Origin of the sequence: Halalkalibacter okhensis (genome assembly GCF_000787375.1) — a bacterium.
Lineage (GTDB): Bacteria > Bacillota > Bacilli > Bacillales > Bacillaceae_D > Halalkalibacter > Halalkalibacter okhensis.
Genome location: NZ_JRJU01000001.1, coordinates 86,751 through 109,503, shown reverse-complemented (window position 1 = coordinate 109,503; position 22,753 = coordinate 86,751). Strand labels below are relative to the sequence as shown.

Sequence of the window (22,753 nt, the reverse complement as noted above, 5' to 3'; positions counted from 1 at the left end):
GGATAGCAAATGCGTGTACAAGTAACTCTTGCTTGCACTGAAACAGGAGATCGTAACTATATTACAACAAAAAATAAACGTACCAATCCTGAGCGTATTGAATTTAAAAAATACAGCCCAAGATTAAAGCGTCATACGTTACACCGTGAAACAAAGTAAGCAGCTGGATTCTCCGCTGCTTTTTTCTATTTAAAAGGCTGTTTTCGTAAGGTTGGTTGCTATTAAATAGTTTTACCTGGTCGTGAAATGGAGTGGAAGTCACTCGACTCCTGCGGGATGCAGAGGTAGGGGCGAGACCCCACAGCAGAGGAGGATCGGCACCTCCTTGTGGTGAGTGACTGGAGCGCAGGTGGAACGAAAAGGAGATACGTAATCCATAAAAACAACAAAACATGCGAAAACAGCCATTTTAAAAGAGTTTTTTGATGGCGCATTCATCAATAGAATGAGAGTGAGTGAAAGCTATGGTTACAAAAAGGGACATTAGAGATGAAGTAAGCGGAAAATTAGAATCGATGTCTGATGAAGAATGGAGAGGTTGGTCTAAGGAAATTGCAAAACACCTTATTTCTTCTAGTCTATGGAAAAGAGCAGAAGTACTTGCACTTACTATTTCGCGTGGAAAAGAAGTAGATACATATTTTTTAATAGAAACAGCATGGAAGCAAGGAAAAAAAGTAGTCGTTCCTCGGACGAATTTCAAAAATAGAGAGATGGCATTTTATGAATTAACCAGTTTTGATCAACTAGAAGATGGTCCATATAATTTGAAAGAGCCGAATTTAAGGAGATGTTCTGCTATCGATCCAAAAAAGATTGAATTAGTGATTGTTCCCGGACTTGCTTTTGATAAAAACGGATCTAGACTTGGGTTCGGTGGAGGGTTCTATGATCGCTTTCTTCCACAAACCAAAGCACAGAGAATTGCGTTAGCTTTTCCGTGTCAAATTGTTCCATTAGTCCCAACCGAGCCCCATGATTGTCTAATTGATCACATAATCAATCCTGACGGGTTTTTATCATGACTATAATCTTGTTTATAGCGATTATTCTCATTGCATTCATTGCTTATAAAAGAAATAAATTAACCATTGGTGGAGCTATTGCTGCTGCGTTAGTTGGTTGCGCAATCTCTTTAGGACTTGGAATATTTGGATTACTTTTACTTGGAATTTTCTTTTTTAGTTCTATATTGGTTGGGTCGTTCCCACCTAATGAAAATGAGCTTGGAATTGTACAAAAAGGCCAACAAAGAGATACGAACCAAGTATTTGCTAATGGTGGGGTTTCTGCTTTGTTGGCCTTTATCTATTTTCTTAACCCTTCTGAGATCCTCATTTGCGGGTTCGTTGCCAGTTTGGCTGCAGCTAATTCAGATACGTGGGCATCGGAACTTGGTTCTCATAGCAAAAAAAAGCCATATCATCTTATGAAAAGAAAACATGTTAGCCCAGGTATGTCTGGAGCTATTACATCCCTCGGTTTGGCTGCCTCCATTGCTGGAAGTTTCTTAATTGTTATCTTCTCAATCATTTTTTGGTGGGGACCGTCTTATGGTAGTCTAATCTTATTGCTAGCTTTGACATTAGCTGGATTTCTAGGTAATTTAGTTGATACAGTGCTAGGAGGAGTTTGGCAAGTTGTATATCGTTGTCCTGTTTGTTTAATTGAAACGGAACGTGAAAATCATTGTAATCGGAAGACAGAACGAATTAAAGGTAAGAAATGGATGGATAATGACATCGTTAATATAGGCTGTACGGTTTTTGGAGCAGCTGTTGGTTTGTTTACAGGTTGGTTGTTGCTATAAGGAGGAGAAAGATGGAACAAAATTCTTTGGAACGTTACTCTAGACAAATGCGTTTTTCGCCAATTGGCGAAGATGGTCAGAAAAGCTTGATGAATAAGTCAGTCTTAATTGTTGGTGTTGGTGCTTTAGGAACAGTGTTAGCCAATCACCTGGTTCGTGCAGGAGTAGGGTTAGTAAGACTCGTTGATCGTGATTACGTTGAAATGAGCAATTTACAAAGGCAAATGCTTTTTGACGAAATAGATGTACTAGAAAGTTTACCAAAAGCGATTGCGGCTGAAAAAAAATTAAAAGCGATTAACTCTAGTATAAAAATTGAAGGAATCGTTGCTGATGTGACGAGAGAAAACTTACCTGAATTATTGGAAGGGATAGATCTTGTTTTAGATGGAACGGACAACTTTCGCACCAGATTTCTCTTAAATGATCTGTGTTTTAAGTTAGGGTTGCCTTTTGCCTATGGTGGAGCTGTAAGTGCTAGAGGGATGTCGGCTTTATTTATTCCGGGAAAAACGCCATGTTTGCGTTGTTTTATCAATCCGGGAGAAGGAGCAGGACAAACGTGCGATACAATTGGTGTTATTAGTCCGGTTGTAGATATTGTGGCTTCCTATCAAGTGGTAGAAGTTTTGAAATATTTAGTAAGTGATGATCAATCACTGAGAGGAACTTTAAGAAGCTTTGACTTATGGAAAAATCACCAATTTGACTTGAAAATGGAGAAATCAAAAAAGGAATGTCCAACCTGTCAAAGAAAAGAGTACCCATCATTAATGGAAGAAGAGGATCACGTTACAACTTTATGTGGGAGAGAAACGGTCCAAATTCAACGTAATGAGCCTATTGATTTAAAGGTTTGGGCAAAGAAATTAGCTGCGATTGCTGAATTAAAAGTAACTCCATTTTTACTTCGAGTGCAGCTACAAGAGGGAGAGAGGTTAGTGTTGTTTCCGGATGGCCGAGTGTTAATCCAAGGAACGGAGGATCTTTCAAGAGCTAAAACTCTGTATAGTAAATATATTGGTGGGTAAGGCTTTAGAAAGATGTTAGTTAGCGTATCTTCAAAAGAAAGGTGCTGTTATGATGGAGAAAAGAGGAAAGGGAACAAGGGTAGTAATAATAGGAACGGGTTTTGTTGGTTCGAGTTATGCCTATGCTCTTCTTAATCAAGGGGTTGTAGATGAACTGGTATTAGTTGATTTGAATAAGGAGAAGGCTGAAGGCGATGCGATGGATTTAAATCATGGAATGCCGTTTGGTTCACCAATGAGAATTTGGGCAGGTACATATCAAGATTGTTCCGAAGCAGACCTTGTTGTCATTACTGCAGGTGCCAATCAGGGACCGGGTGAAACAAGACTTGACCTTATTGAAAAGAATGCTAAGATCTTTAAAAACATTGTCGCATCTGTGATGGATAGTGGGTTTAATGGCATTTTTCTAGTAGCCACCAATCCTGTCGACATCCTCTCTTATGCCACGTGGAAGTTTTCTGGTCTCCCAATGGAAAGAGTTATTGGTTCTGGAACCATTTTAGATACAGCACGTTTTCGCTTTTTACTTGGTCAATATTTTGATGTGGACTCTAGAAATGTGCATGCCTATATTATGGGGGAGCATGGTGATACCGAGCTACCTGTATGGAGCCATGCTGACATTGGAGGAAAGCCAATTTTAACGTATGTGAAAGAGGATAATCATGTCGAAATGAATGAACTAGATACGATTTTTACTAATGTTCGTGATGCTGCTTACCATATTATCGAACGAAAAGGTGCAACGTACTATGGGATAGCAATGGGGTTAGTTCGCCTAACTAAAGCCATCTTACGAAACGAAAATTCAGTTTTAACGATTTCGACACTTCTGAAAGGCAAGTACGGTCTTGATGACGTTTATATTGGTGTACCTGCTATCGTTAATCGTCAAGGGATTCGTGAAGTGTTAGAACTAAATTTAAGTGAAGAGGAACATAAGAAATTACATCATTCAGCTTCAGTCTTAAAACAAGCGATGAAACCTGTTCATGATATTGTATAGAGATCAAATTGATCCTTTTCTTTTAATCGTGGATAAAAGATTCGTTTCACAGCCACATTAAGATTAGGAGGGATGACCATGTTTCAACGTCTCATTTCAATTTTATCGTTAGTTTTTTCAATGTATTTTGCTTATAAGTATCGTTATCGCGTGATCAACGCCTTTTTGAGTCGTAGAATGCTAAGGAAGCTAGCCGTTATGTTTGCGATGCAAATTCCGTTTATCCGTGATAAAGTACTGGGTTCGGTTTTTCAATCAAGCCGTCCACAAGAAAATTTTTAATCCAACTTAGGGGTCCGTCTTCTAGGTATATTGTATCTAAAGGCAGACCCTTTATTTTTATTATAAGAGTCCTTCTATTTAAGGAAATAATTGCTATACTGTTTAATAAGAAATAGGAGAGAGGAGGATGTTATGGATCGTTTGCAACAGGATTATTTTTTCTGGAGGTTCGCCCATTTTTACATTTTTAATAAAGGGTTTAGAGTTCTTGACCAAAGTTCAAGAGAGATCTGGTTAGAAGATGAAGAGTCAAAGCCCAAGAAGATTCTTCGGATTGTGAGAGTTGACATAGATTTTTCTAGCTGGCTCAGAAAAGATGTGGTTCAATCAGTCAAACAATTTGAACGCATCAGGCGTCATATGCGATGTCGTAAACTAGTAGGAGAAAATATTTATATAAGCTTGTATCCACCAGTGGATGACTGGGAAGATGTAAGAACGGCTTATTTTGAGAGTGAAAAGAAGAGAACGACTGTTCATTCAAATGTCATTGACAAAACAAAAACTCATGAGACAGAAGTAACAGATTCCTCCTCTTTAGAAACGATTGAAGACATTGAAATGATTATTTTACATCTAAAACAGCAAATTAGACAAGCGACTAAAGAGCGGGAACATAAAGAGAAATCGTTATTCTTTTACGGTAAGCCTATAGCAACGGTGGCCCTTTTAGTTATAATTGCATTTATGTTTTATATGTTAGAACAAGTTGGAAGCAGTACTTCTGTTTTGACATTAATCGAGTTTGGTGCTAAATACAATCCGCTCATTATTGGCGGAGAATGGTGGCGCCTGTTCACGGCTATGTTTTTACATATCGGCTTCCTTCATCTCTTTATGAACTCATTAGCATTATTTTATCTTGGGAGTGCAGTTGAGAGGATGTACGGTACCTGGCGTTTTTTGTTTATCTATTTCGTAGCTGGGTTATCGGGATCGATTGCTAGTTTTGCTTTTAACGAACAAGTAGCAGCAGGAGCATCAGGGGCAATTTTTGGTTGTTTTGGTGCACTGCTATATTTTGGTACGATTTATCGAAAGTTGTTTTTTCGGACGATGGGAAAAAGTTTACTAACAATATTAGTCATTAATTTAGTTTTTGGTTTTGCTGTTCCAATGGTCGATAATGGTGCGCATATTGGTGGTTTAATTGGAGGGTTCTTTGCATCTGTCATTGTTCATTTACCAAAACATAAGAAGTCTTTTAGACCGTTCCTCTTTTTAATGTTTACAATTTTATTTTTGCTAAGTTTGTTTTGGTTTGGAATGAGTAATGAACATAAAGCTCGTTCGCCTGTCTTAGAATTACAAATTGGCCAAGAATATCTACAGCAGGATGATATTGAAGCTGCATATCCTTTTTTAAAAAGAGCTGTAGAAGAAGGAGCTGAGATTCCTGAAGCGTCCTTTTTATTAGCTTATGCAGAAGCGACGTTTGAAAATTATGATACGGCTAAAGAGCTTCTTGTGCAAACCATTGATATGAAAGAAGACTTTCATGAAGCTCATTACAATTTGTCTTTAGTTTATATTGAACTTAATGAGATTGAGGAAGCTCGATATTCAATCGATCGGGCAATACAAATATATCCAGATGAAATGTACCTTGATTTGCAAGAGAGGTTGAGTGAGTCGCCATTGAAAAAGGGGGTAAAATAAAGATAAGTTGAGAGGGGACTGAAAAAGGGTAAAAAATTGCTCCTTTTTCAGTCCCTTCAGGCGATCTTTTTTTCTGGAGCACTCTGTTATTAACGTGTATTCCAGGATTGTGCTATCTCAAACTTGATATTTATGTGGAACTAGTTTGTTATGGTTTGTAAAAGTTGAACCGGTTCTCCATCTGAGGTTCGAAAAAGGATGAAAAAATGATCAGCTGTATCAGGAACTAGAATTAAGGGTACCGTACTTCCAATGGGGCTAACTGTAGTCCCATCTTGCTTTGTAATACCTAATACATAGTTTTTATATAGTCCTTCCCAAAGACCACCGAGAAATTGTGCGGTCTTTTCTTTGGTTAATCCGGGAATCGACTCCTCTTCGTATAGAACTAAGTCGGTAAGAGGAATGCGCAAGTATCGATCTTTTGGGATGTTGTAATATTCAAATAAGTCATCCCAGTCATAGTCTTGCTGTTGCTGTAAGATATAATCCAATATTCGTTTGCTTTCCTTTTCTTCTTCGGTTTTTGGAGTTCGAAAAGCATGTAATGGACTTAAAGGTGAGTCAATTACATAGAGCTGATCAAAACTAAGTTTTTGAGCACTTTTGATTTCATCATTAGGATAGTGTAACTCAGCATGATGAAATGTTACTACACGGTAATGACCACTATCATCTGATTTTACATCTTTTTCTATATTGATTGTGTCTGTGTTTTCTCTCCATGTTGATAACGTATCTTTTAAATAACCGTCTTCAAACAAAAGAGAGACGTCTTGCCTTAAATAAGCGGATTGATTTAAAACCGACGTAACATTCCAATCTAAAATATACTCGTCCTCATCTTCCATTGCGAGAAAGTCAATGTGTGATGTCGCTTCATCAAAAGTAGCGGTTGGATCAAGCGGAAAAAAGATAAGAGCGTCGTTTAAAGGCTCGGGTTTAATCGTAAAAACAAGAAACAATCCCACACAAAAAGACGTGATAAGCATGACTATTGCAAATTTCCATTTGTTCATCGTTCTGCCTCCAGTGGACAAACAGTTTGTCACATTTATATGTGAATGCAATCGTACTTATGCATGTTGTTATGAATGGAAAAAGACATAGAAGCAAATAATGTTAAGGAATGGGAGGTGATGACACGTGGATAAAAATAAAGTGAAAAATCCTGTCACAATTATTTATAATGACAATGTTGAATATCTGAAAAAGGAACTAGCGGTCGATGCAAGCTTTGATTTAGTGCACCTTGAGTTAGAGCATGGAGAAAGAGAAATGTCACTCTTTCTTGTGGATGGATTTGGAAAAGATCAGGCGATTACTCAAATTCAACGTGAGCTAATTCGAATGAAAGGCTCCGATTTAGCAGATAGACCATTAGATAGGTTAATTAAGCACCATATTCCATATGCGGAAATAGAGGCGACAGATGATTTAGACGAAGTAGTGGATCAGGTTCTAGCGGGTCCTGCTGCGCTTGTCGTTGAAGGCATTGATCAAGTCATTTTGGTTGACACAAGGGAGTATCCAGTTCGAGGACCAGAGGAACCTGATACAGAAAAAGTGATTCGTGGTTCAAAAGATGGGTTCGTTGAAACGCTCGTGATGAATGCCGCTTTAATACGAAGACGAATTCGTGACAAGACGATGAGGGTTGAGTATGTTTCAGTTGGACGGCGTTCCAAATCAGACCTAGCCATTACGTATATTGCAGATATTGCTGATCAAGAATATGTGCAACATATAAAAGAGGCGTTAGAAAAAATCGACACTGACGGGTTAACTATGGGTGATAAAACAATAGAAGAATTTATATTTGGACATCATTATAATCCATATCCAATGGTCCGGTACACGGAGCGTCCTGATGTTGCGTCGAGTCATTTATATGAAGGGCATGTCATTATTATGGTAGACGGTTCGCCCAGTGTAATGATTGCGCCTACTACTTTTTGGCATCATATGCAGCACGCAGAAGAATATCGTCAAAAGCCGATTGTAGGAACAAGTTTGCGAGTGGTTCGTTATGCAGCAGTTTGGGCTTCTTTATTTTTGTTGCCTCTTTGGTACTTACTTGCTACAAATGAAGAACTTGCACCTGCAGCATTAAATTTCATTGGGCAGCAGGAAGAAGGGACTGTTCCTTTATATGCCCAGTTTCTACTTGCAGAAGTAGGGATTGAAATGCTGAGGATGGCCGCCATACATACCCCCAATGCATTAGCTACAGCACTAGGTTTGGTCGCAGCGCTTTTAATTGGGGAAGTCGCTATTAATGTAGGTCTTTTTTCTCCTGAAGTTGTGCTCTATTTAGCGGTGGCTGCTGTAGGGACGTTTGCGACACCAAGTTATGAAATGAGCTTGGCGAACCGGTTAATTAGGGTTGCCTTATTAATTGCATCTGCTCTATTTGGGGTAGCTGGATTTGTTGTAGGGATAACGGTTTGGTTACTAATGCTTGTTCATTTGAAATCATTAGGTACCCCTTATATGTGGCCATTTATACCATTTAATGGATCGGCTTTAAAAGACGTACTATTCCGGACAGCAATGCCGTTAAAAAAACAACGTCCTAGCGCAGTACATCCCAATGATCCTGACAGGTAAACACAGGTCATAAAGAAGGGAGCTGGACAAGGGAAATTACCTTTTATTCAAGTCTCTTCAGCAAATTTGAGATAGTCGCAAGGCCACTGAAAAAGGTAAAAATCGTACCTTATTCAGTGGCCTCTATTTTTCATTTTTATTTATTTATTTTAGAGATTGATCGACTCATTCATATCTAACTCATATAAATCATCTTTCACAAAAATGTCGTTGCTATCTATTGCTTTTGATTCATCTGCTAAAACGAGTCCAAAGGGTGTCTCCTTTTGCGGAGTTACAATCGTAAAGCGAATTCCTGCCTTGTTTGCTTCCTGAATATAATTTGAGTAATTACCGTAATTTAAATGTCCATTTAAATATAAGTGTAGATTGTTTTTGTCTTTCATTAACTTGATTACTTCCGCATACATTCCTCTTTGAATGACTTGCTTTTTGGTTAAAGCTATATGAATTCTTTCCAAAATAGTCGATAAAAATAAATTTCTCTCTTCTGGTTTAATCTCTGGAGTTCCATAAAGTGCTCGGTCAATGATATCTTTTACTTTTTGGTCCATCTTCCGCTCCTCATTTCATTTTTTACTTGAACAAGTTTGATCTTGTCCTTCTTATTTCTCTATTGAATACATATCATAGCATAAGAAAGAATTTCAACATAACGTGACTTTAAGATGTACGAAAATTGTTAATTAGAAACCGTTCCCACAAGACGTGCTGCATAATTTGAGGACTAAAAAGATTTTAAATCGCCTTTTCAGTGGCTTAAAAAGGATGTGTATAGCATGTGGTTTATTATTATCATCATGATTTTTGTTTTTACGATTGGTCTTACAATAGGTGGCCTGTTAACGGCTCCGCGTGACCCAATTAGACCTATTCACTTTTTATTATTTTCTTTATTTTTCTTGTTTCTATGTTACATTGGTATGATTGCTGGAATGTTAATAACAGGATGGGTTGGCGTACGAATTATTGAAATTCTTTTATCGATTCTTTCTCTGTTGTTTATTGTGGCTTGTTTTAGTCGTTTTCATCCTACACTTGGTTTTTTTCATCCAGAAGATAAAGTTTTGTTATTACTTTTGACCATTCTATTCTTTTTAATGGGAATGGAATGGGGATTACTTGAGTTTAGAACGTTCTTTACGATAGCAGCGTCATTTTTATTTACGGCGGCATTAGGGATTGGAGTTTTTGTTCAAATGCAAATACGGCAAGCCTTTTGGCGTTATTCATTTATTTCCTTTACACCACTTGTTTGGCTTCTTTTCGTGGCAGTTGTAAAGCTGTTATAATGGTTATTGAGGTGAATGTGTTGAAAACGATGTATGAAGTTAGACAGCTCTTAAAAAAACATGGTTCCATTGTCTATACCCGCGACCGTTCAATAGATCTTGCCTTAATGGAAGATGAATTGAAGGAACTGTATGAATGGAAGATGATCGATAGGGAAACGTTTCAGCAAGGGCTTCTTATTTTACGCAACGAAACTAGGTCATTAAATTAAAAGATCAACCTTATAAGATTGGGAGGAACTTATCATTATTGAATCTATAATGATAAGTTCCTCCTATAGGAATTCGTAAGAAGGGGGTAACTTGTTCACATTAAATATTGCATTACATAGAATAATAATGGACAATCATTGAAGTAATATAGAAGCAAACATCAAAAAAGGAGACAAATGTGAATGATAGAATATCGTACGGAGCGCGACCTGATCGGGGAGAAACAAGTGCCGAAAGAAGCTTATTATGGAATTCAAACTATGCGAGCGAGGGAGAATTTCCCCATTACTGGTTACCCTCCACACCCTGAGTTAATTCGTGCGTTTGGGTACGTAAAAAAGGCTGCTGCTATGGCAAATCGTGATGTAGGGGTTCTCACTGTGAATATTGCAGATGCTATTATTGCAGCGGCTGACGAAATTATAAATGGTAAATTTCAAGATCAATTTATTGTAGATTCAATACAAGGTGGCGCAGGAACTTCATTTAATATGAATGCAAATGAAGTGATTGCAAATCGAGCGATTGAAATACTTGGTGGCAAAAAAGGCGAGTATATGAGGGTTAGTCCTAATACTCATGTGAATATGGCGCAATCAACAAATGACGCCTTTCCGACGGCGATTCATATTGCGGCTCTTCGGTTAGCTGATGGGTTAAAAAAAGAGTTAGCTGAATTGATTCAAGCATTAAAGCAGAAAGAGAAAGAGTTTGATGATGTTTTAAAAATGGGTCGCACACATTTGCAAGATGCTGTACCGATTAGACTCGGACAAGAATTTGGAGCTTATCAGCGTGTGCTCAGTCGGGATTTAGGTCGAATAGATAGATCTGTTGGCCATTTATATGAAGTGAATATGGGAGCGACAGCAGTTGGTACAGGCTTAAATGCAAAGCCTGAGTATATTAAAAAAGTAGCAAATTACTTAGCCGATATTACAGGATATCCATTTGAAACAGCAGAGGATTTAGTTGATGCAACTCAAAATACAGATGCTTATACGGAAGTATCAAGTGCTCTTAAAATTATGGCTATTAATTTATCGAAAATGGCTAATGATTTGCGTTTAATGAGTTCAGGGCCTCGTACTGGAATTAATGAGATTAACTTGCCGGCAAGGCAACCGGGCTCCTCTATTATGCCTGGGAAAGTAAATCCTGTAATGTGCGAAGTTGTAAATCAAATATCATTTCAAGTCATTGGAAATGATCATACGATTAGTTTAGCTTCTGAGGCTGGGCAATTGGAATTAAACGTCATGGAACCTGTGTTAGTATTTAATTTATTACAATCGTTTTCTATTTTACAAAATGGAATAAGTGTCTTCAGGAAATATGCTATTGAAGGAATGACTGCTAATATTCAACATTGCCGTCAGATGGTTGAAAAAAGTGTAGGGATTGTAACAGCAATTAATCCTCATGTTGGTTATGAGGTCGCTTCTAGAGTAGCAAAGGAAGCGATTCAATCCAATCGTCCAGTACGAGAAATTTGCCTTGAAAGAGGAATTTTATCAGAAGAGGAATTGAATGAAATCCTTGATCCAAAGGAGATGACGAATCCTGGAATTGCAGGTTCAAGGTTCATAGATGGAGAAATGTAAATTCATGAATTAAAGGGAGAGAGCATTGAAAGGTGAAAACCACCTTTTCAATGCTCTCTATTTAATTAGCTAGCTAAAACATAGTACAAATCTATCTCTTTCTGCTATAATGTAGTAATTTAGTGGGTCGGATGATATGAGTCATCTTTCTTTTTTTATGTGAAAAAATTTGAAACGTTTAAGGGGTTATTTTCGTCTAATAATATAGACTAATGTGACCGAGAGGGAGGGACAAGATGAGGCGAGTGATATTAGGTATTTGTTTTCTTTTTATAGTTTCAGCCTGTACCCAAACTCCGATGGAGAGTCAACCTTTACCAAAAAGTTCAGAATATCATTCAATAAAGCGAGATGTTTCAACCTCCTTCTTTACTGGATCAGATATTTCACCTATTCCAAATGAACAGAATGTTGCCGAAATACTAGGTTGGTATGATGCTCATACGGTCTTGTATTTGCAAGAGCGAGAAGAACGCTCGAGTCTAGTTAAACATCAGCTTGCAACAGGTGAATCGACGAATTTTTTTGAAGTGGATGGGTGGATTACAGATGTGCGTCCTAATGCAGACTATTCTCTTTTTGCCATATCGCAGGTAACTTTAGATAACGAGACTTTATTAGTAATTGTTGATCGAGATGGTACAGTAATACAGACAATTAAAGATTATGGAGAAGAATATACTGTCTATTGGAATCCATATAAACTGAATACGTTTATAATGATTGCGTTTTTACCAAATTGGGATTTTGAAACCTACGTAGTTGATGTAGAGGAAGTGAAAGTGAGAAGCATTGATTTAGAACAATCTTATGTACAATGGATATCAGCTACAGATGTAGGTTATTTGAAATGGGAAGAGCTCGAACCTGATTTTCAAGCTCCTCTTTATGAAGTCAATGTCGATAGTGGGGATGTGAAGAAATGGAAGGATGCTGTCATTGCATATATGAGCTTTTCGGATGGTCTCTCGCTCTCCGTGACAGTGGAATCTGTTTATGATCTTTATTCAACATATACGTTTTATGATGAGCAAGAACCTTTTAGGCAGATTGAAATGCCAATTCTTAACACATATTCGGAACAATGGTGGATCCCTTATTATTCTTATGATGAAGACAAAGGTATTTTTTATTATTTAAGACCGCAATATAGTAGTGATTTCTTTAGTTATACTGATGGCTTTGAACTAGTTGCCTACGATGTACAAGGAGATGCGGAGGAAAAAATAACTTTACTTGAGAGGCATGTTCCAATAAGTGTTTCTCCTGAAGGCTCTTTTCTTCTATTTGGAGACCGTCTTGAGCGTGTTTTTGATCTAGCGGAAGGGGCAATTGTTCCGCTTATAGAAGAATAAGTGTTTACTTGTGAGACTGCTGAAAAAGTCCATTTTAGTAATTTCGAGGAAGCAGCAATGGCTCCACACGTTGCGCGCCAGCTACAAGAAACCCACTCATAGCAGGCTTAAAACAAAGCAACGGTTCCTCTCATTGCTTAAAGGCCACTGAAAAAGGTGAAAATCGTTCCTTTTCAGCGGCCTTTTTACTTGTCCTCTTGCTTTTTTTAGTCATTATGTCATAATAAATGTATAACTAGTAAGAATGTAAAGACTAGGGGTGTCCACAAATGTGGACTGAGAAAAAGGTTGTCCTTTTACCCTCATACCTGATCTGGATCACGCCAGCGTAGGGAAGTCATCTGAGCCGTATTCCGTATGTTCGGATGCGGCTTTTTTTCGATTTTATGTATAAAAGGTGGGTTACCCATGAGAGAGTTTAAGTTATATGCGATTACAGGTGAAGAGTTCCATCAAGGTAGAGACCTTGTAGAAGTTATGGAAGAAGCCATTCTTGGTGGTGTCGATATTATTCAGCTACGAGATAAGAAAAGTAGCAAAAGAGATGTGCTAAAAAAAGGCAAAATCTCTTCGTGAATTAACAAAAAAACACGATGTGTTGTTTATTGTAAATGACCATATAGATGTTGCTCTTGCAGTGGATGCTGATGGGATACACATTGGCCAAGATGATTTGCCGCTAGCTGAAGCAAGAAAGATCATGGGAGAAGATAAAATAATTGGTCTTTCTACTCACAAAATTGAAGAAGCTCGCGAGGCTGAAGCACTTGGTGCAGATTATATTGGTGTTGGACCAATTTTTCATACTAATAGTAAAGTGGATGTGGTCGATCCTGTTACAACGGAATATATTAAGCAAGTGGTTTCAGAAATTAAGATACCATTTGTGGCCATTGGCGGAATTAAGTTGCACAATGTAGATCAAGTATTAGATGCAGGGGCAACTAGAATTTGTATGATCTCTGAAATTGTTGGTGCAGACGATGTAAAAGATGTTTGCGAGCAATTCACAAATATTTTAGCTGAAAAAGGGTGAAGAGAATGCAATTAATAATAAATGGAGAAGACCACAATGTGGATGCTTCTAACCTTGAAGAAGTGGTGTCGAATTTTGAACTCGAGCCACATCTTGTCGTAGTAGAGGTAGATGGAAATATTATTGAACGTGCAAATTGGAAAGGAACGGAATTAAAAGAAGGCATGAGAATTGAACTGGTTCAATTTGTTGGAGGTGGTTAATATGAAGCAAAATAAATTAACGATTGCTGGAAAAGAATTATCTTCGCGTTTCTTTCTTGGGACAGGAAGGTATCCAAATCCATTTGTACAAAATGAAGCAATAAAGGCATCTGAAACTGAGGTCCTGACCTTTGCTATTAGACGAGTCAATTTAGGAGCTCCGAATGAGGATGCGATTTTACAACATCTAGAGGGAATGTCGTTTACTTATTTGCCGAACACTTCAGGAGCTAAAACAGCAGAAGAGGCGATTCGGATTGCAAGATTAGCGAAGGCTTCGGGCTTAAGTGATTGGATTAAAATTGAAATCAGTGTCAATGAGAAAACATTACTCCCTGACCCAATTGAAACATTAAAAGCAACAGAAGTTTTGGCAAAAGAAGGATTTGTCGTATTGCCGTATACATCGGATGATCCAGTTCTTTGTCAAAGATTAGAGGAAGCCGGGGCAGCAGCAGTTATGCCAGGTGGTGCTCCAATCGGAACGGGATTAGGCATACTGAACCCATATAATTTAGAACTCATTGTTGAGCAAGCGAATGTACCAATTATTGTTGATGCAGGTCTTGGTTCTGCGACCGATGTTGCTCTGGCGATGGAATTAGGTGCGGATGGAGTTTTAATGAATACACCTGTAGCCAAAGCAAAGGATCCTATTAAAATGGCTCGAGCCATGAAATGTGCAATTGAAGCGGGGAGGCTTTCCTACGAAGCAGGAAGAATTCCGAAGAAGAAGTATGCTACAGCAAGTAGTGGGCTAGCATCATTCGTTTCAAAGTAGTAAGAGCAGGGGGGAGTTTTGTGCAAGAGAAAGTTATAATTCTAGGAGGGGGCGTCATAGGTCTAGCAACGGCATTTGAGCTTAGTCGACGTAACTATGATGTAACCGTATTAGAAAAAACTAGTTGTGGAGGACAAGCATCGGGAGCGGCAGCTGGGATGCTTGCCCCTTATTCGGAAATTGGTGAAGATCCCGATGACTTTTTTAGATTATGTTTAGATAGTTTAAGGATGTATAAGCAATGGCAAAGCGATGTAAAGAATGTTTCAAAAATGGACTTTGAATATTCGGAGAGCGGCAGTCTTCATGCGGTTTATCATGATGCCGATGTTCTCGCACTTGAAACAAGGCAGTCTTGGCAACGTGAATGGGGAGCAGAAACTGAATTGATAACTGGAAGTCGACTATGGGAAATGGAACCAACACTTTCAAAAGATATCAAAGCGGCAATGTATTATCCAGAAGAAAGTCATGTGTTTGCACCAGATTATGTAAAGGCACTTGAGGCTGCTTGTCGGCTAAATGGTGTGGAAATTGAAGAGCATCTTGAACAAGTAACCGTCGAAAATTGGAAACAATCGGTTACGTTGCAAGCGAAAGATGGTCGTCAATTCACAGGAGACCGCTTAATTATTTGTTCAGGTGCTTGGTCAAGTGAGTTAGAGGAAGTGTTTGGAGTTCGTATTCCAGTCTATCCAATTCGCGGGCAAATTTGTGCGTATGATCTCCCAGTGAATCATGTGAAGCATATTGTTTATACAAGTCAGGGTTATCTTGTTCCAAAAGGAAATGGAACGTTGGTGAATGGGGCTTCAGAAGATATAGCAGGTTTCAAGACAGATGTTACAGAAAAAGGTATCCAGAGACTAACAAATTGGAATAAGCACGTTTTTCCTTTTTTAGGAGAAAGGACTCCTTTTCATACGTGGGCAGGGTTGCGACCTGCAACCCAGGATGGTTTTCCGCTTATAGGTAAACTAGAGGCAGCACCACATGTCGTCTTTGCAACAGGACATTACCGTAATGGAATCTTATTAAGTCCAATTACCGCTGTAGCAGTTGCAGATTTGCTAGATGAAAAAGAAGCCTATGCACCACTTGTATCTTGTAAACCTGAACGATTTACATAATGCTTGAACGAATGAAACGGAGATAAAGAAAGGAGGTCTTTCTATGACTTTAGCAAAAACATTAACTATAGCTGGATCAGATAGTGGTGGTGGAGCCGGAATTCAAGCTGATTTAAAAACATTTCAAGAATTAGACACGTTTGGAATGAGTGTGATTACAGCCTTAACAGCTCAAAATACACTTGGGGTTCATGGGGTTTATCCTCAGACATTAGAGGCGATTGAAGCCCAACTGGATGCGGTCTTATCAGATATTGGTGCAGATGCGGTCAAGACGGGAATGTTGTTTTCTGCGGATATTATTAGCCTTGTAGCTAATAAATTAAAAAAGTATGATGTGAAAAATATCGTTGTCGATCCGGTGATGATTGCCAAAGGAGGAGCATCTCTTCTTCAAGAAGAAGCAGTAAAAGCACTGACTAGTGAATTGCTGCCAATTTCAACAGTTATCACCCCGAACTTGCCAGAGGCAGCGAAATTGCTAGGAAGACCAGAAATGAAATCGCTAGAAGAAATGAAGCAGGCAGCGGTTGATCTCCACTCACTGGGTCCTAGTTATGTTGTTTTAAAAGGTGGCCATTTAACAGAGGGACCTGCTGTTGATTTGCTTTTTGATGGAGAAGTGATTCATGAACTCGAAGTAGATCGGATTGATACGAAGCATACGCACGGCACCGGTTGTACATTTGCAGCTGCAATTGCATCTGAGCTAGCAAAAGGAGCTCAAATAAAAGACGCAACCGAGACAGCCAAAGCTTTTATTACAGCTGCTATCTCGCATTCCTTAAACATTGGAAGTGGAATTGGCCCAACGAATCATGCGGCATATAAAAATAAATAAACGAACATTAGTAGTCAACTGGAGCTTTATCTAGTTGGCTCTTTTTAATGATTTGTTTTATGACTTACCCGTTTACTAGATGTACATGAATCGTTTAATATTATGGGTAGTATAGTAAATTGACTTGTGTGAACAGGAAGGAAGAATAGATACTATGTTTCGTGGAAATAAACTTGTACTCATCTTGCCAGCAATATTAGCTATTGTTATGTTAATAGGAGGATATCACTTTTTAGAAAGCTCTGAAGCTATTACGAATGAAGAATTGCAAGATGTTATTGAACTTGATCTGAATACAAATAAGACAGCACATGGAATGAAAGTAACAGCTAATTGGGATTGGACTGTGATGCCTGCGGAAGGTTTATATGGTGAGGATTATATTGGAATTGTCATTATGGAAAGAGATACGATGACGCCGCGTACCGATATTGAAGTGGAAGGTGCAGTGCTAGAATTATTGTATGCTGATCGAACGATTGAACAATCAGAAGGGACAATGGTAGAGAATGGCATTATTTTTCCTTTCTCAAATAAAATTGAGGAACATGAAAGTTTTGGGAATGTAGGGCGACTGCAAGTTGAGATTTTTGGGGAAGACATCGAAGGTGGAGACGTGTTCTTAACTTTAATACATACGTGGACTGAACATGCACCACTTGAAATGACAGATGCATCTTTGTCATCGCCGACTTTCACAGGGGCAGCGAATGTTCCTCATTGGAGTTTGAGGGTGAGCAATAGGGAAGAGTAACATAACAGAAGGAAGGTATGTGCATGAAAGTAAGGGGGCTCTCCTATCAAAATGGTATTTTTTATATAGGGAAACAACATGTTGCATGCGCGTATCATGAAAAGGGACGTTTAAATAGTTGGCTTAAACCAGTAAATGCAACGACAATGGCTGTCATGATGAAACAAATTGTTTGGTCGATGCCATTTTGGTTTAAGATATTAACTGCTTTCTATTTAAGTTTGATTTTTGTTCCGAAACTGTTGGCTATTTGGTATCCTATGATTTGGGGTGGATTACCCTTTTACTTTTTGTTCTATTACATGTTCGGAACTCATTTTTTATTTCCAAAACAGTTAAAAAAATATCATGGGGCTGAACATAAAGTATTTAGTGATAAGGGAATTATTCGCAGGGCTCGATTATATCAAATTGGAAAAGCAAGTATTACGAATCGCTACTGTTCAACAAATGTAGTTGTTATCTACTTTTTAGGTGTTCTATTATTTTCGATGCTTTTAACGGGAATTACTGGGAGAATAAGTTTGGCAATTGAAGTAGCATCCTATGGCAGTCTTGTACTTGTTCCAATTATTCAAAGAGTAATGGAAGGTAAAGGATTTGGAATGATAAAAAGGGTGGTGCTGGCGATTTCTTATTGGCTGCAAGTTCATGTTACAACGATGGAGCCTGAGCGAGCACATATGATTGCTTCAATCGAATCATATCGTAAACTCGCAGCACAAGAGTTTCCTGACAGAATAACCGTAAAGCGTCCAAAACCAAAGGAGGAGAAAAAACATATGGCTATTGTTGATGTAACCGTCATTCCAATTGGGACAGACACGCCTAGTGTAAGCAAATACGTAGCGGAAATTCAAGAGGTATTACAGACGTATGAAGGAAAAGTATCATACCAATTAACACCGATGAGTACGTTAATAGAAGGAGAGCTACCTGTTTTATTCGAGGTGATTCAAGCGATACATGAAGTGCCTTTTAAACACGGATTAAAGCGAGTGGCAACAAATATCCGCATTGATGACCGGCGTGATAAGGAGTCGACAATGACTAAGAAGTTAGCTGCGGTTCAAGCGCATATGAGCCAAGCAGAAGTAGAGGTAGAGCCTGTACACCATAAAGAATAAAAAAGAAGGGGTGCCAAGGGTCTTATTTTGACCTTTTGGGTACCCCTTTTTGATTAATATAATGATTTAGTCATAGCAACGTGGGGAATTCCAGCATCTAAAAACTCTCCAGAAATGGTCTCATAGCCTAGTTTGTGATAGAAGCTTTGGGCTTGAACTTGCGCATTGAGTTTTGTTTTTTCTGCGCCTTCTAAGCGAGCAGCTTCCTCGATTCTGTTCATCAGTTCTCGACCTGCACCTGTACCACGAGCTTCTTTGGCAATACATATTCGTTCAACTTTGCCATAACCGTCAACAAAGCGAAGACGACCTGCTCCTATGGGTCTTTCTGTATCATTATACACGACAAAGTGGAGTGCTTCGGCTTCATGTTGATCTATTTCTTCTTCCATTGGAACATGTTGTTCATTAACGAACACTTCTGTACGAATGGTGTATGCATCCTCTAGTTGATTTTCTGATGTGACTTTAATGACTTTCATAAATTATTTTAAACGTCCTTTCCAAGATGAAATGTTTCATATACAGTCCATGAACCATTTTCTAATTGATAAAGCAGCTGTATTCGATTGATCGTTTCTTGGTGTTCAATTTTTTTCATTTTTAATTGTCCGACAATATCGGAATGCTCTTGACTTGAGAGGTCCTGCCCAATCGTAACGTGTGGGATGAATCCATATTTGTCATTTGCAGAAAAGGGATCATCATGTAATGCCTGATACAAGTTTGTTAGTGATTCATGTTCACGAATCTTAAAGAAGATTGTATTTGATTGTGGATAAAAGGTGTCAACTTTATAAATATCTATAAAAGCAGGTTCTGCATTTTTAGCAATCTCTCTTAACGTGGATACGATTGAAGGAAGTTCATCTTCGCTGACCTCAAATGTTTCTTTAATAGTGATATGAGGCGGGATTAAAGAATAATGACTGTCATAACGCATCCGGTAAGAATTGGCATGGTCTTGAAGTTCTTTGGATGGAAACAAAGCAATTCCATAATTCATAATAACACATCCTCTATTATAATTGTTTCTGCTATGTTAGTAACGTAGTTAAGCCTTTTGGCAAATCTTTTTGCCAATATGTCCAAGTGTGATTTCCATCAAATTCTTCATAGGTATAGCTAAATGGCTTTTCTTTTAACAAAGCATGTAATTTGCGGTTTGGTGTTAAAAAATCCAACGTTTGCCCATCTGTTGTCTTTACAGATGTTTCCTTTTTTCCAATCACATGATAAATCGTTATGTTCTCTAACTTATTATAATCTGTTACGTTTTGGATAACTGTCTCGTTAACATATGGAGAGTGTATCATCACTTGCCCAAATAGACTAGGGTATTTTAAAGATGTTAGTAGAGATACAGTGGCAGCAAGTGAATCTCCGGCTAAAGTACGAGAGGAGGCAAGCTGGTGAGTTGGGTACGTTTCATCAAGGAATGGAATCATCTCGTTAGCTAAAAAACGAATATAGGATTCAACTTTTTCACCATCAGGATGATAACGTTTTCTTCGTTCGGTAACAGATGGATAAGGAATCCCTACTACAATCGTTTCTCTTATTTCCCCTTCTTCGATTAATTGTTCAACTTGTCTCGGGATCCGACCGAGCTGAAAATAGTCGTTTCCATCTTGACATATTAAAACATCATATGTTTGCAAAGGTGTGAAATTTGGCGGTGTATAGATAAGTAATGGTATGTCCGCTTGTAGCTCTTCGCTTCTAAAGCTTGTTTCTGTAATTGTGCCTTCTAATGATTTTTTGCTCATATACTTTATCTCCTCTTACTGAGAATTCCTTTTTTTATTTTACCTAATGATAAGGAAGAATGCCATGATAAGCAACTCGCTCTTGTAGGGATCTAGTTAAAAATACCTCTCGGATGATTTGATCAAAAATTGTAAATAAATACAAATAGACAGTTTGAACAAATTGTGTAGTTGATTAATATTTTGTACTATATAGAAAAAGTAAGAAAGGTATGGGTGACAATGTCTCAAATTCCAAGGTGGATTTATTATAAACAAGTATTCAGGTCGAAATTTCAGGCCGGTTGTGTAAAAGCAAAAATTGAAGACAACTGGACGAACGGGTATGAAATTGGCCCCCTTGTAGAAATTAAGAAGCTTCGAACGGATAAATATGTGGTCCGATATACGTATGATGAAACAATGTAGTTCATACTTCGAAAATAACAAAGAGGTTGTCTCTCAATAAAAGTTCAACCCCAAGGGAACATAATATATGTGACTAAATACAATAAATGTACTTATCTATACCTCATGAGGGGAGAGCTTATGAGACAACCTCTTTTTATTATGAATCAAAAAGCTTTTGATACAAACTGTACCCTTCTTTTTCTAAGTCAGCCTTTGGAATAAATCGCAGTGCTGCAGAATTTATGCAGTAACGTAATCCATTTGGTCCTGGACCATCATTAAAGACATGACCTAAATGTGAATCCGCCTCTTTACTACGGACTTCTGTTCGGATCATTCCATGGCTAAAATCGTCTTTTTCAATGATCTCTTCAGCAATGATTGGTTTGGTAAAGCTTGGCCATCCACATCCAGCATCATATTTGTCTTTAGAACTAAATAGAGGCTTGCCTGAAATAATGTCAACATATATCCCGTCTTCATCATGCTTATAGAAGTCATTTTGAAAAGGTGGTTCTGTGCCGTTTTCTTGTGTTACGGCATATTGCATCGGTGTGAGGCGCTTTTTTAATTGCTCTTTTGATTCTTTATTCATGGTTTTGCCCCCAATGTAAATTGATAAATGATTCCCTTCCTGATCCTTTGCGGTATCTTGTATAATGGATAGGATTTTTCTTATAGTAATCTTGGTGATATTCTTCAGCAGGATAAAATGCTTGAGCTGGTAAGATTTTTGTTGCTATGGATGTCGAGAATTTCTTGCTTGCCTCTAATGACCTTTTTGACTCTTCGGCAAGTTTCCGCTGTTCTTCTGAATGGTAAAAAATCGCCGTTCGATAAGAATCACCCCGATCAAAAAACTGTCCGCCTGGATCAGTAGGATCAATTTGTTGCCAGAAGATCTCTAGAAGTCTCTCGTATGTAAAAACGGTTGGATCGAATATGATTTGGACTGCTTCGTAGTGTCCCGTAGTTTCAGAACAAACTTCTGTGTAAGTAGGGTGTTCAGTCATTCCACCCGTATAGCCTGAGATGACCGACTTGATTCCCTCAAATTGATCAAATGGCTTTACCATACACCAGAAGCAACCGCCAGCAAACGTTGCCTTTTCTGTAATGTGCTTATCCAACTAAGACCCCCCTTTTTATTGTTATTATATCAATTATTCTTTTCGTAGGAAAATGATTAGGGTTTTACGTTTGGGGACTAGCTTTCAGTGTTCTTAAAACGATGGCTCTAATTATTAATCCAATAAGATAGCCACCTAAATGAAAGAGGATGGGGAGCCAAATAACACCCGCGATTCTCCCGAATATTTCCATTGTTGAAGAGAAGACAACACCAATGGTTCCAGCATAAGCTGAGACAACAAACGGAATAAAGGCGTAACGTATATGTACACCACCAGCGTCGCGATATGCATCATACATTGAAAATAAATAAAGACAAGGATAAAACATAATCCACTGATAATTAACAGAAGCGTTAGCAGTCTCTCCTAATCCATAAAAACTGGGGATGATGGCTAAATTTAATTTAGCTTGAACATTAACTATAAATTCTAAGGTAACAAATAAGAATCCTTTGGCATATTTCTTGTTTAGAAATTGACCGAATCCAGGAAAGGCAATACTCCAAAAGATAATCTCAGCTCTTTTTTCTTTATTCATTAGCACCGACCTCTCTACTCTAGTATCGTCTCGTCTAGAACAAGTAAATTTATACGTAAAAGAAGATCAAACCTAAATAGTCACTGCAGTTTAAACTTACATATCGCTTAGTTTATCTATAAAAATAGATTCTAAACTGTAAAATTTTTTTACAATTATTGGAATTGGTGAAGCGATAAAAGAATA

27 protein-coding genes, 2 pseudogenes and 1 riboswitch are annotated in these 22,753 nt (G+C 38.1%); of the genes and pseudogenes, 21 read left to right on the top strand and 8 right to left on the bottom strand.

Annotation, left to right across the window (positions count from 1 at the left end; genetic code table 11):
* Positions 1-9: 9 nt before the first annotated feature.
* The 7 genes from rpmG to LQ50_RS00545 all read left to right on the top strand — a co-directional run bounded on the left by rpmG (position 10) and on the right by LQ50_RS00545 (position 5,791).
* Positions 10-159: a 50S ribosomal protein L33 gene (gene rpmG / locus LQ50_RS00575; protein WP_034624960.1), complete on the top strand. Its 150-nt coding sequence runs from the start codon at positions 10-12 to the stop codon at positions 157-159.
* Positions 160-464: 305 nt separating this feature from the next.
* Positions 465-1,025, top strand: a complete 561-nt coding sequence (locus tag LQ50_RS00570; RefSeq protein WP_034624959.1) for a 5-formyltetrahydrofolate cyclo-ligase — start codon at positions 465-467, stop codon at positions 1,023-1,025.
* Positions 1,022-1,810, top strand: coding sequence for a DUF92 domain-containing protein (locus LQ50_RS00565; protein ID WP_034624957.1), 789 nt, complete (start codon positions 1,022-1,024; stop codon positions 1,808-1,810). The genes LQ50_RS00570 and LQ50_RS00565 overlap by 4 nt, the downstream gene beginning before the upstream one ends.
* A gap of 11 nt (positions 1,811-1,821) precedes the next feature.
* On the top strand, positions 1,822-2,841 hold the full coding sequence (locus LQ50_RS00560) for a ThiF family adenylyltransferase (RefSeq protein ID WP_034624956.1): 1,020 nt from the start codon (positions 1,822-1,824) through the stop codon (positions 2,839-2,841).
* Between the two features lie 52 nt (positions 2,842-2,893).
* Positions 2,894-3,850, top strand: a complete 957-nt coding sequence (locus LQ50_RS00555) for an L-lactate dehydrogenase (RefSeq protein ID WP_034624954.1) — start codon at positions 2,894-2,896, stop codon at positions 3,848-3,850.
* Positions 3,851-3,928: 78 nt separating this feature from the next.
* Complete coding sequence (gene yqgO, locus LQ50_RS00550; protein ID WP_034624953.1) at positions 3,929-4,132, top strand: protein YqgO; 204 nt, start codon at positions 3,929-3,931, stop codon at positions 4,130-4,132.
* Between the two features lie 132 nt (positions 4,133-4,264).
* Complete coding sequence (locus tag LQ50_RS00545; RefSeq protein ID WP_034624952.1) at positions 4,265-5,791, top strand: rhomboid family protein; 1,527 nt, start codon at positions 4,265-4,267, stop codon at positions 5,789-5,791.
* A 140-nt stretch (positions 5,792-5,931) separates the two neighbouring features.
* Here the strand turns inward: LQ50_RS00545 and LQ50_RS00540 are convergent, their stop codons facing one another.
* Positions 5,932-6,810: a hypothetical protein gene (locus tag LQ50_RS00540; protein ID WP_034624951.1), complete on the bottom strand. Its 879-nt coding sequence runs from the start codon at positions 6,808-6,810 to the stop codon at positions 5,932-5,934.
* A 127-nt stretch (positions 6,811-6,937) separates the two neighbouring features.
* Between LQ50_RS00540 and LQ50_RS00535 the strand changes: the two genes are divergently transcribed.
* Positions 6,938-8,401, top strand: coding sequence for a spore germination protein (locus LQ50_RS00535; protein ID WP_034624950.1), 1,464 nt, complete (start codon positions 6,938-6,940; stop codon positions 8,399-8,401).
* 149 nt (positions 8,402-8,550) lie between these two features.
* Here LQ50_RS00535 and LQ50_RS00530 read toward each other — a convergent pair whose 3' ends face one another.
* Positions 8,551-8,955, bottom strand: a complete 405-nt coding sequence (locus LQ50_RS00530; RefSeq protein WP_034624949.1) for a YueI family protein — start codon at positions 8,953-8,955, stop codon at positions 8,551-8,553.
* A gap of 225 nt (positions 8,956-9,180) precedes the next feature.
* Between LQ50_RS00530 and LQ50_RS00525 the strand changes: the two genes are divergently transcribed.
* The 12 genes and pseudogenes from LQ50_RS00525 to LQ50_RS26390 all read left to right on the top strand — a co-directional run bounded on the left by LQ50_RS00525 (position 9,181) and on the right by LQ50_RS26390 (position 18,737).
* On the top strand, positions 9,181-9,693 hold the full coding sequence (locus tag LQ50_RS00525; protein ID WP_034624948.1) for a hypothetical protein: 513 nt from the start codon (positions 9,181-9,183) through the stop codon (positions 9,691-9,693).
* 29 nt (positions 9,694-9,722) lie between these two features.
* The gene (locus LQ50_RS00520) at positions 9,723-9,905 is read left to right on the top strand and encodes a YqgQ family protein (protein WP_308417908.1); all 183 of its coding nucleotides are present in this window, start codon (positions 9,723-9,725) and stop codon (positions 9,903-9,905) included.
* Positions 9,906-10,088: 183 nt separating this feature from the next.
* Positions 10,089-11,510: an aspartate ammonia-lyase gene (gene aspA / locus LQ50_RS00515; RefSeq protein ID WP_034624945.1), complete on the top strand. Its 1,422-nt coding sequence runs from the start codon at positions 10,089-10,091 to the stop codon at positions 11,508-11,510.
* A gap of 236 nt (positions 11,511-11,746) precedes the next feature.
* Positions 11,747-12,865: a YqgU-like beta propeller domain-containing protein gene (locus tag LQ50_RS00510; RefSeq protein ID WP_034624943.1), complete on the top strand. Its 1,119-nt coding sequence runs from the start codon at positions 11,747-11,749 to the stop codon at positions 12,863-12,865.
* 245 nt (positions 12,866-13,110) lie between these two features.
* Positions 13,111-13,217, top strand: a riboswitch (TPP riboswitch).
* Between the two features lie 56 nt (positions 13,218-13,273).
* A pseudogene (thiE, locus tag LQ50_RS00505) lies at positions 13,274-13,901 on the top strand (thiamine phosphate synthase).
* A 5-nt stretch (positions 13,902-13,906) separates the two neighbouring features.
* Positions 13,907-14,104, top strand: coding sequence for a sulfur carrier protein ThiS (gene thiS, locus LQ50_RS00500; RefSeq protein WP_034624942.1), 198 nt, complete (start codon positions 13,907-13,909; stop codon positions 14,102-14,104).
* A 1-nt stretch (position 14,105) separates the two neighbouring features.
* Positions 14,106-14,885, top strand: coding sequence for a thiazole synthase (locus LQ50_RS00495; RefSeq protein ID WP_034624939.1), 780 nt, complete (start codon positions 14,106-14,108; stop codon positions 14,883-14,885).
* Positions 14,886-14,905: 20 nt separating this feature from the next.
* Positions 14,906-16,015, top strand: a complete 1,110-nt coding sequence (gene thiO / locus LQ50_RS00490) for a glycine oxidase ThiO (protein WP_034624937.1) — start codon at positions 14,906-14,908, stop codon at positions 16,013-16,015.
* 43 nt (positions 16,016-16,058) lie between these two features.
* On the top strand, positions 16,059-16,856 hold the full coding sequence (gene thiD / locus LQ50_RS00485) for a bifunctional hydroxymethylpyrimidine kinase/phosphomethylpyrimidine kinase (protein ID WP_034624936.1): 798 nt from the start codon (positions 16,059-16,061) through the stop codon (positions 16,854-16,856).
* A 154-nt stretch (positions 16,857-17,010) separates the two neighbouring features.
* A complete protein-coding gene (locus LQ50_RS00480; RefSeq protein WP_034624934.1) occupies positions 17,011-17,610 on the top strand; it encodes a hypothetical protein in 600 nt (199 codons plus the stop codon).
* 17 nt (positions 17,611-17,627) lie between these two features.
* Positions 17,628-18,314: pseudogene (locus LQ50_RS26395) on the top strand (DUF1385 domain-containing protein); the annotation flags it as partial.
* Positions 18,315-18,392: 78 nt separating this feature from the next.
* A complete protein-coding gene (locus LQ50_RS26390) occupies positions 18,393-18,737 on the top strand; it encodes an MTH1187 family thiamine-binding protein (protein ID WP_052144520.1) in 345 nt (114 codons plus the stop codon).
* Between the two features lie 53 nt (positions 18,738-18,790).
* Here the strand turns inward: LQ50_RS26390 and LQ50_RS00470 are convergent, their stop codons facing one another.
* From LQ50_RS00470 to LQ50_RS00460, 3 genes are read right to left on the bottom strand one after another with little or no spacing between them, the layout of a single operon-like run.
* Complete coding sequence (locus tag LQ50_RS00470) at positions 18,791-19,219, bottom strand: GNAT family N-acetyltransferase (protein WP_034624932.1); 429 nt, start codon at positions 19,217-19,219, stop codon at positions 18,791-18,793.
* A gap of 8 nt (positions 19,220-19,227) precedes the next feature.
* Complete coding sequence (locus tag LQ50_RS00465) at positions 19,228-19,743, bottom strand: YjcG family protein (protein WP_034624930.1); 516 nt, start codon at positions 19,741-19,743, stop codon at positions 19,228-19,230.
* A 31-nt stretch (positions 19,744-19,774) separates the two neighbouring features.
* Entirely contained in the window at positions 19,775-20,506 is a 732-nt protein-coding gene (locus LQ50_RS00460) for an alpha/beta hydrolase (RefSeq protein ID WP_034624928.1), read from the bottom strand.
* A gap of 222 nt (positions 20,507-20,728) precedes the next feature.
* Between LQ50_RS00460 and LQ50_RS00455 the strand changes: the two genes are divergently transcribed.
* A complete protein-coding gene (locus tag LQ50_RS00455) occupies positions 20,729-20,914 on the top strand; it encodes a hypothetical protein (RefSeq protein WP_034624926.1) in 186 nt (61 codons plus the stop codon).
* Positions 20,915-21,053: 139 nt separating this feature from the next.
* Here the strand turns inward: LQ50_RS00455 and msrB are convergent, their stop codons facing one another.
* The 3 genes from msrB to LQ50_RS00440 form a co-directional block, all read right to left on the bottom strand.
* A complete protein-coding gene (gene msrB, locus LQ50_RS00450; protein WP_034624924.1) occupies positions 21,054-21,491 on the bottom strand; it encodes a peptide-methionine (R)-S-oxide reductase MsrB in 438 nt (145 codons plus the stop codon).
* Positions 21,484-22,026, bottom strand: coding sequence for a peptide-methionine (S)-S-oxide reductase MsrA (gene msrA, locus LQ50_RS00445; protein ID WP_034624922.1), 543 nt, complete (start codon positions 22,024-22,026; stop codon positions 21,484-21,486). The genes msrB and msrA overlap by 8 nt, the downstream gene beginning before the upstream one ends.
* Before the next feature lie 64 nt (positions 22,027-22,090).
* The gene (locus tag LQ50_RS00440) at positions 22,091-22,567 is read right to left on the bottom strand and encodes a hypothetical protein (protein WP_034624921.1); all 477 of its coding nucleotides are present in this window, start codon (positions 22,565-22,567) and stop codon (positions 22,091-22,093) included.
* Positions 22,568-22,753: the final 186 nt, after the last annotated feature.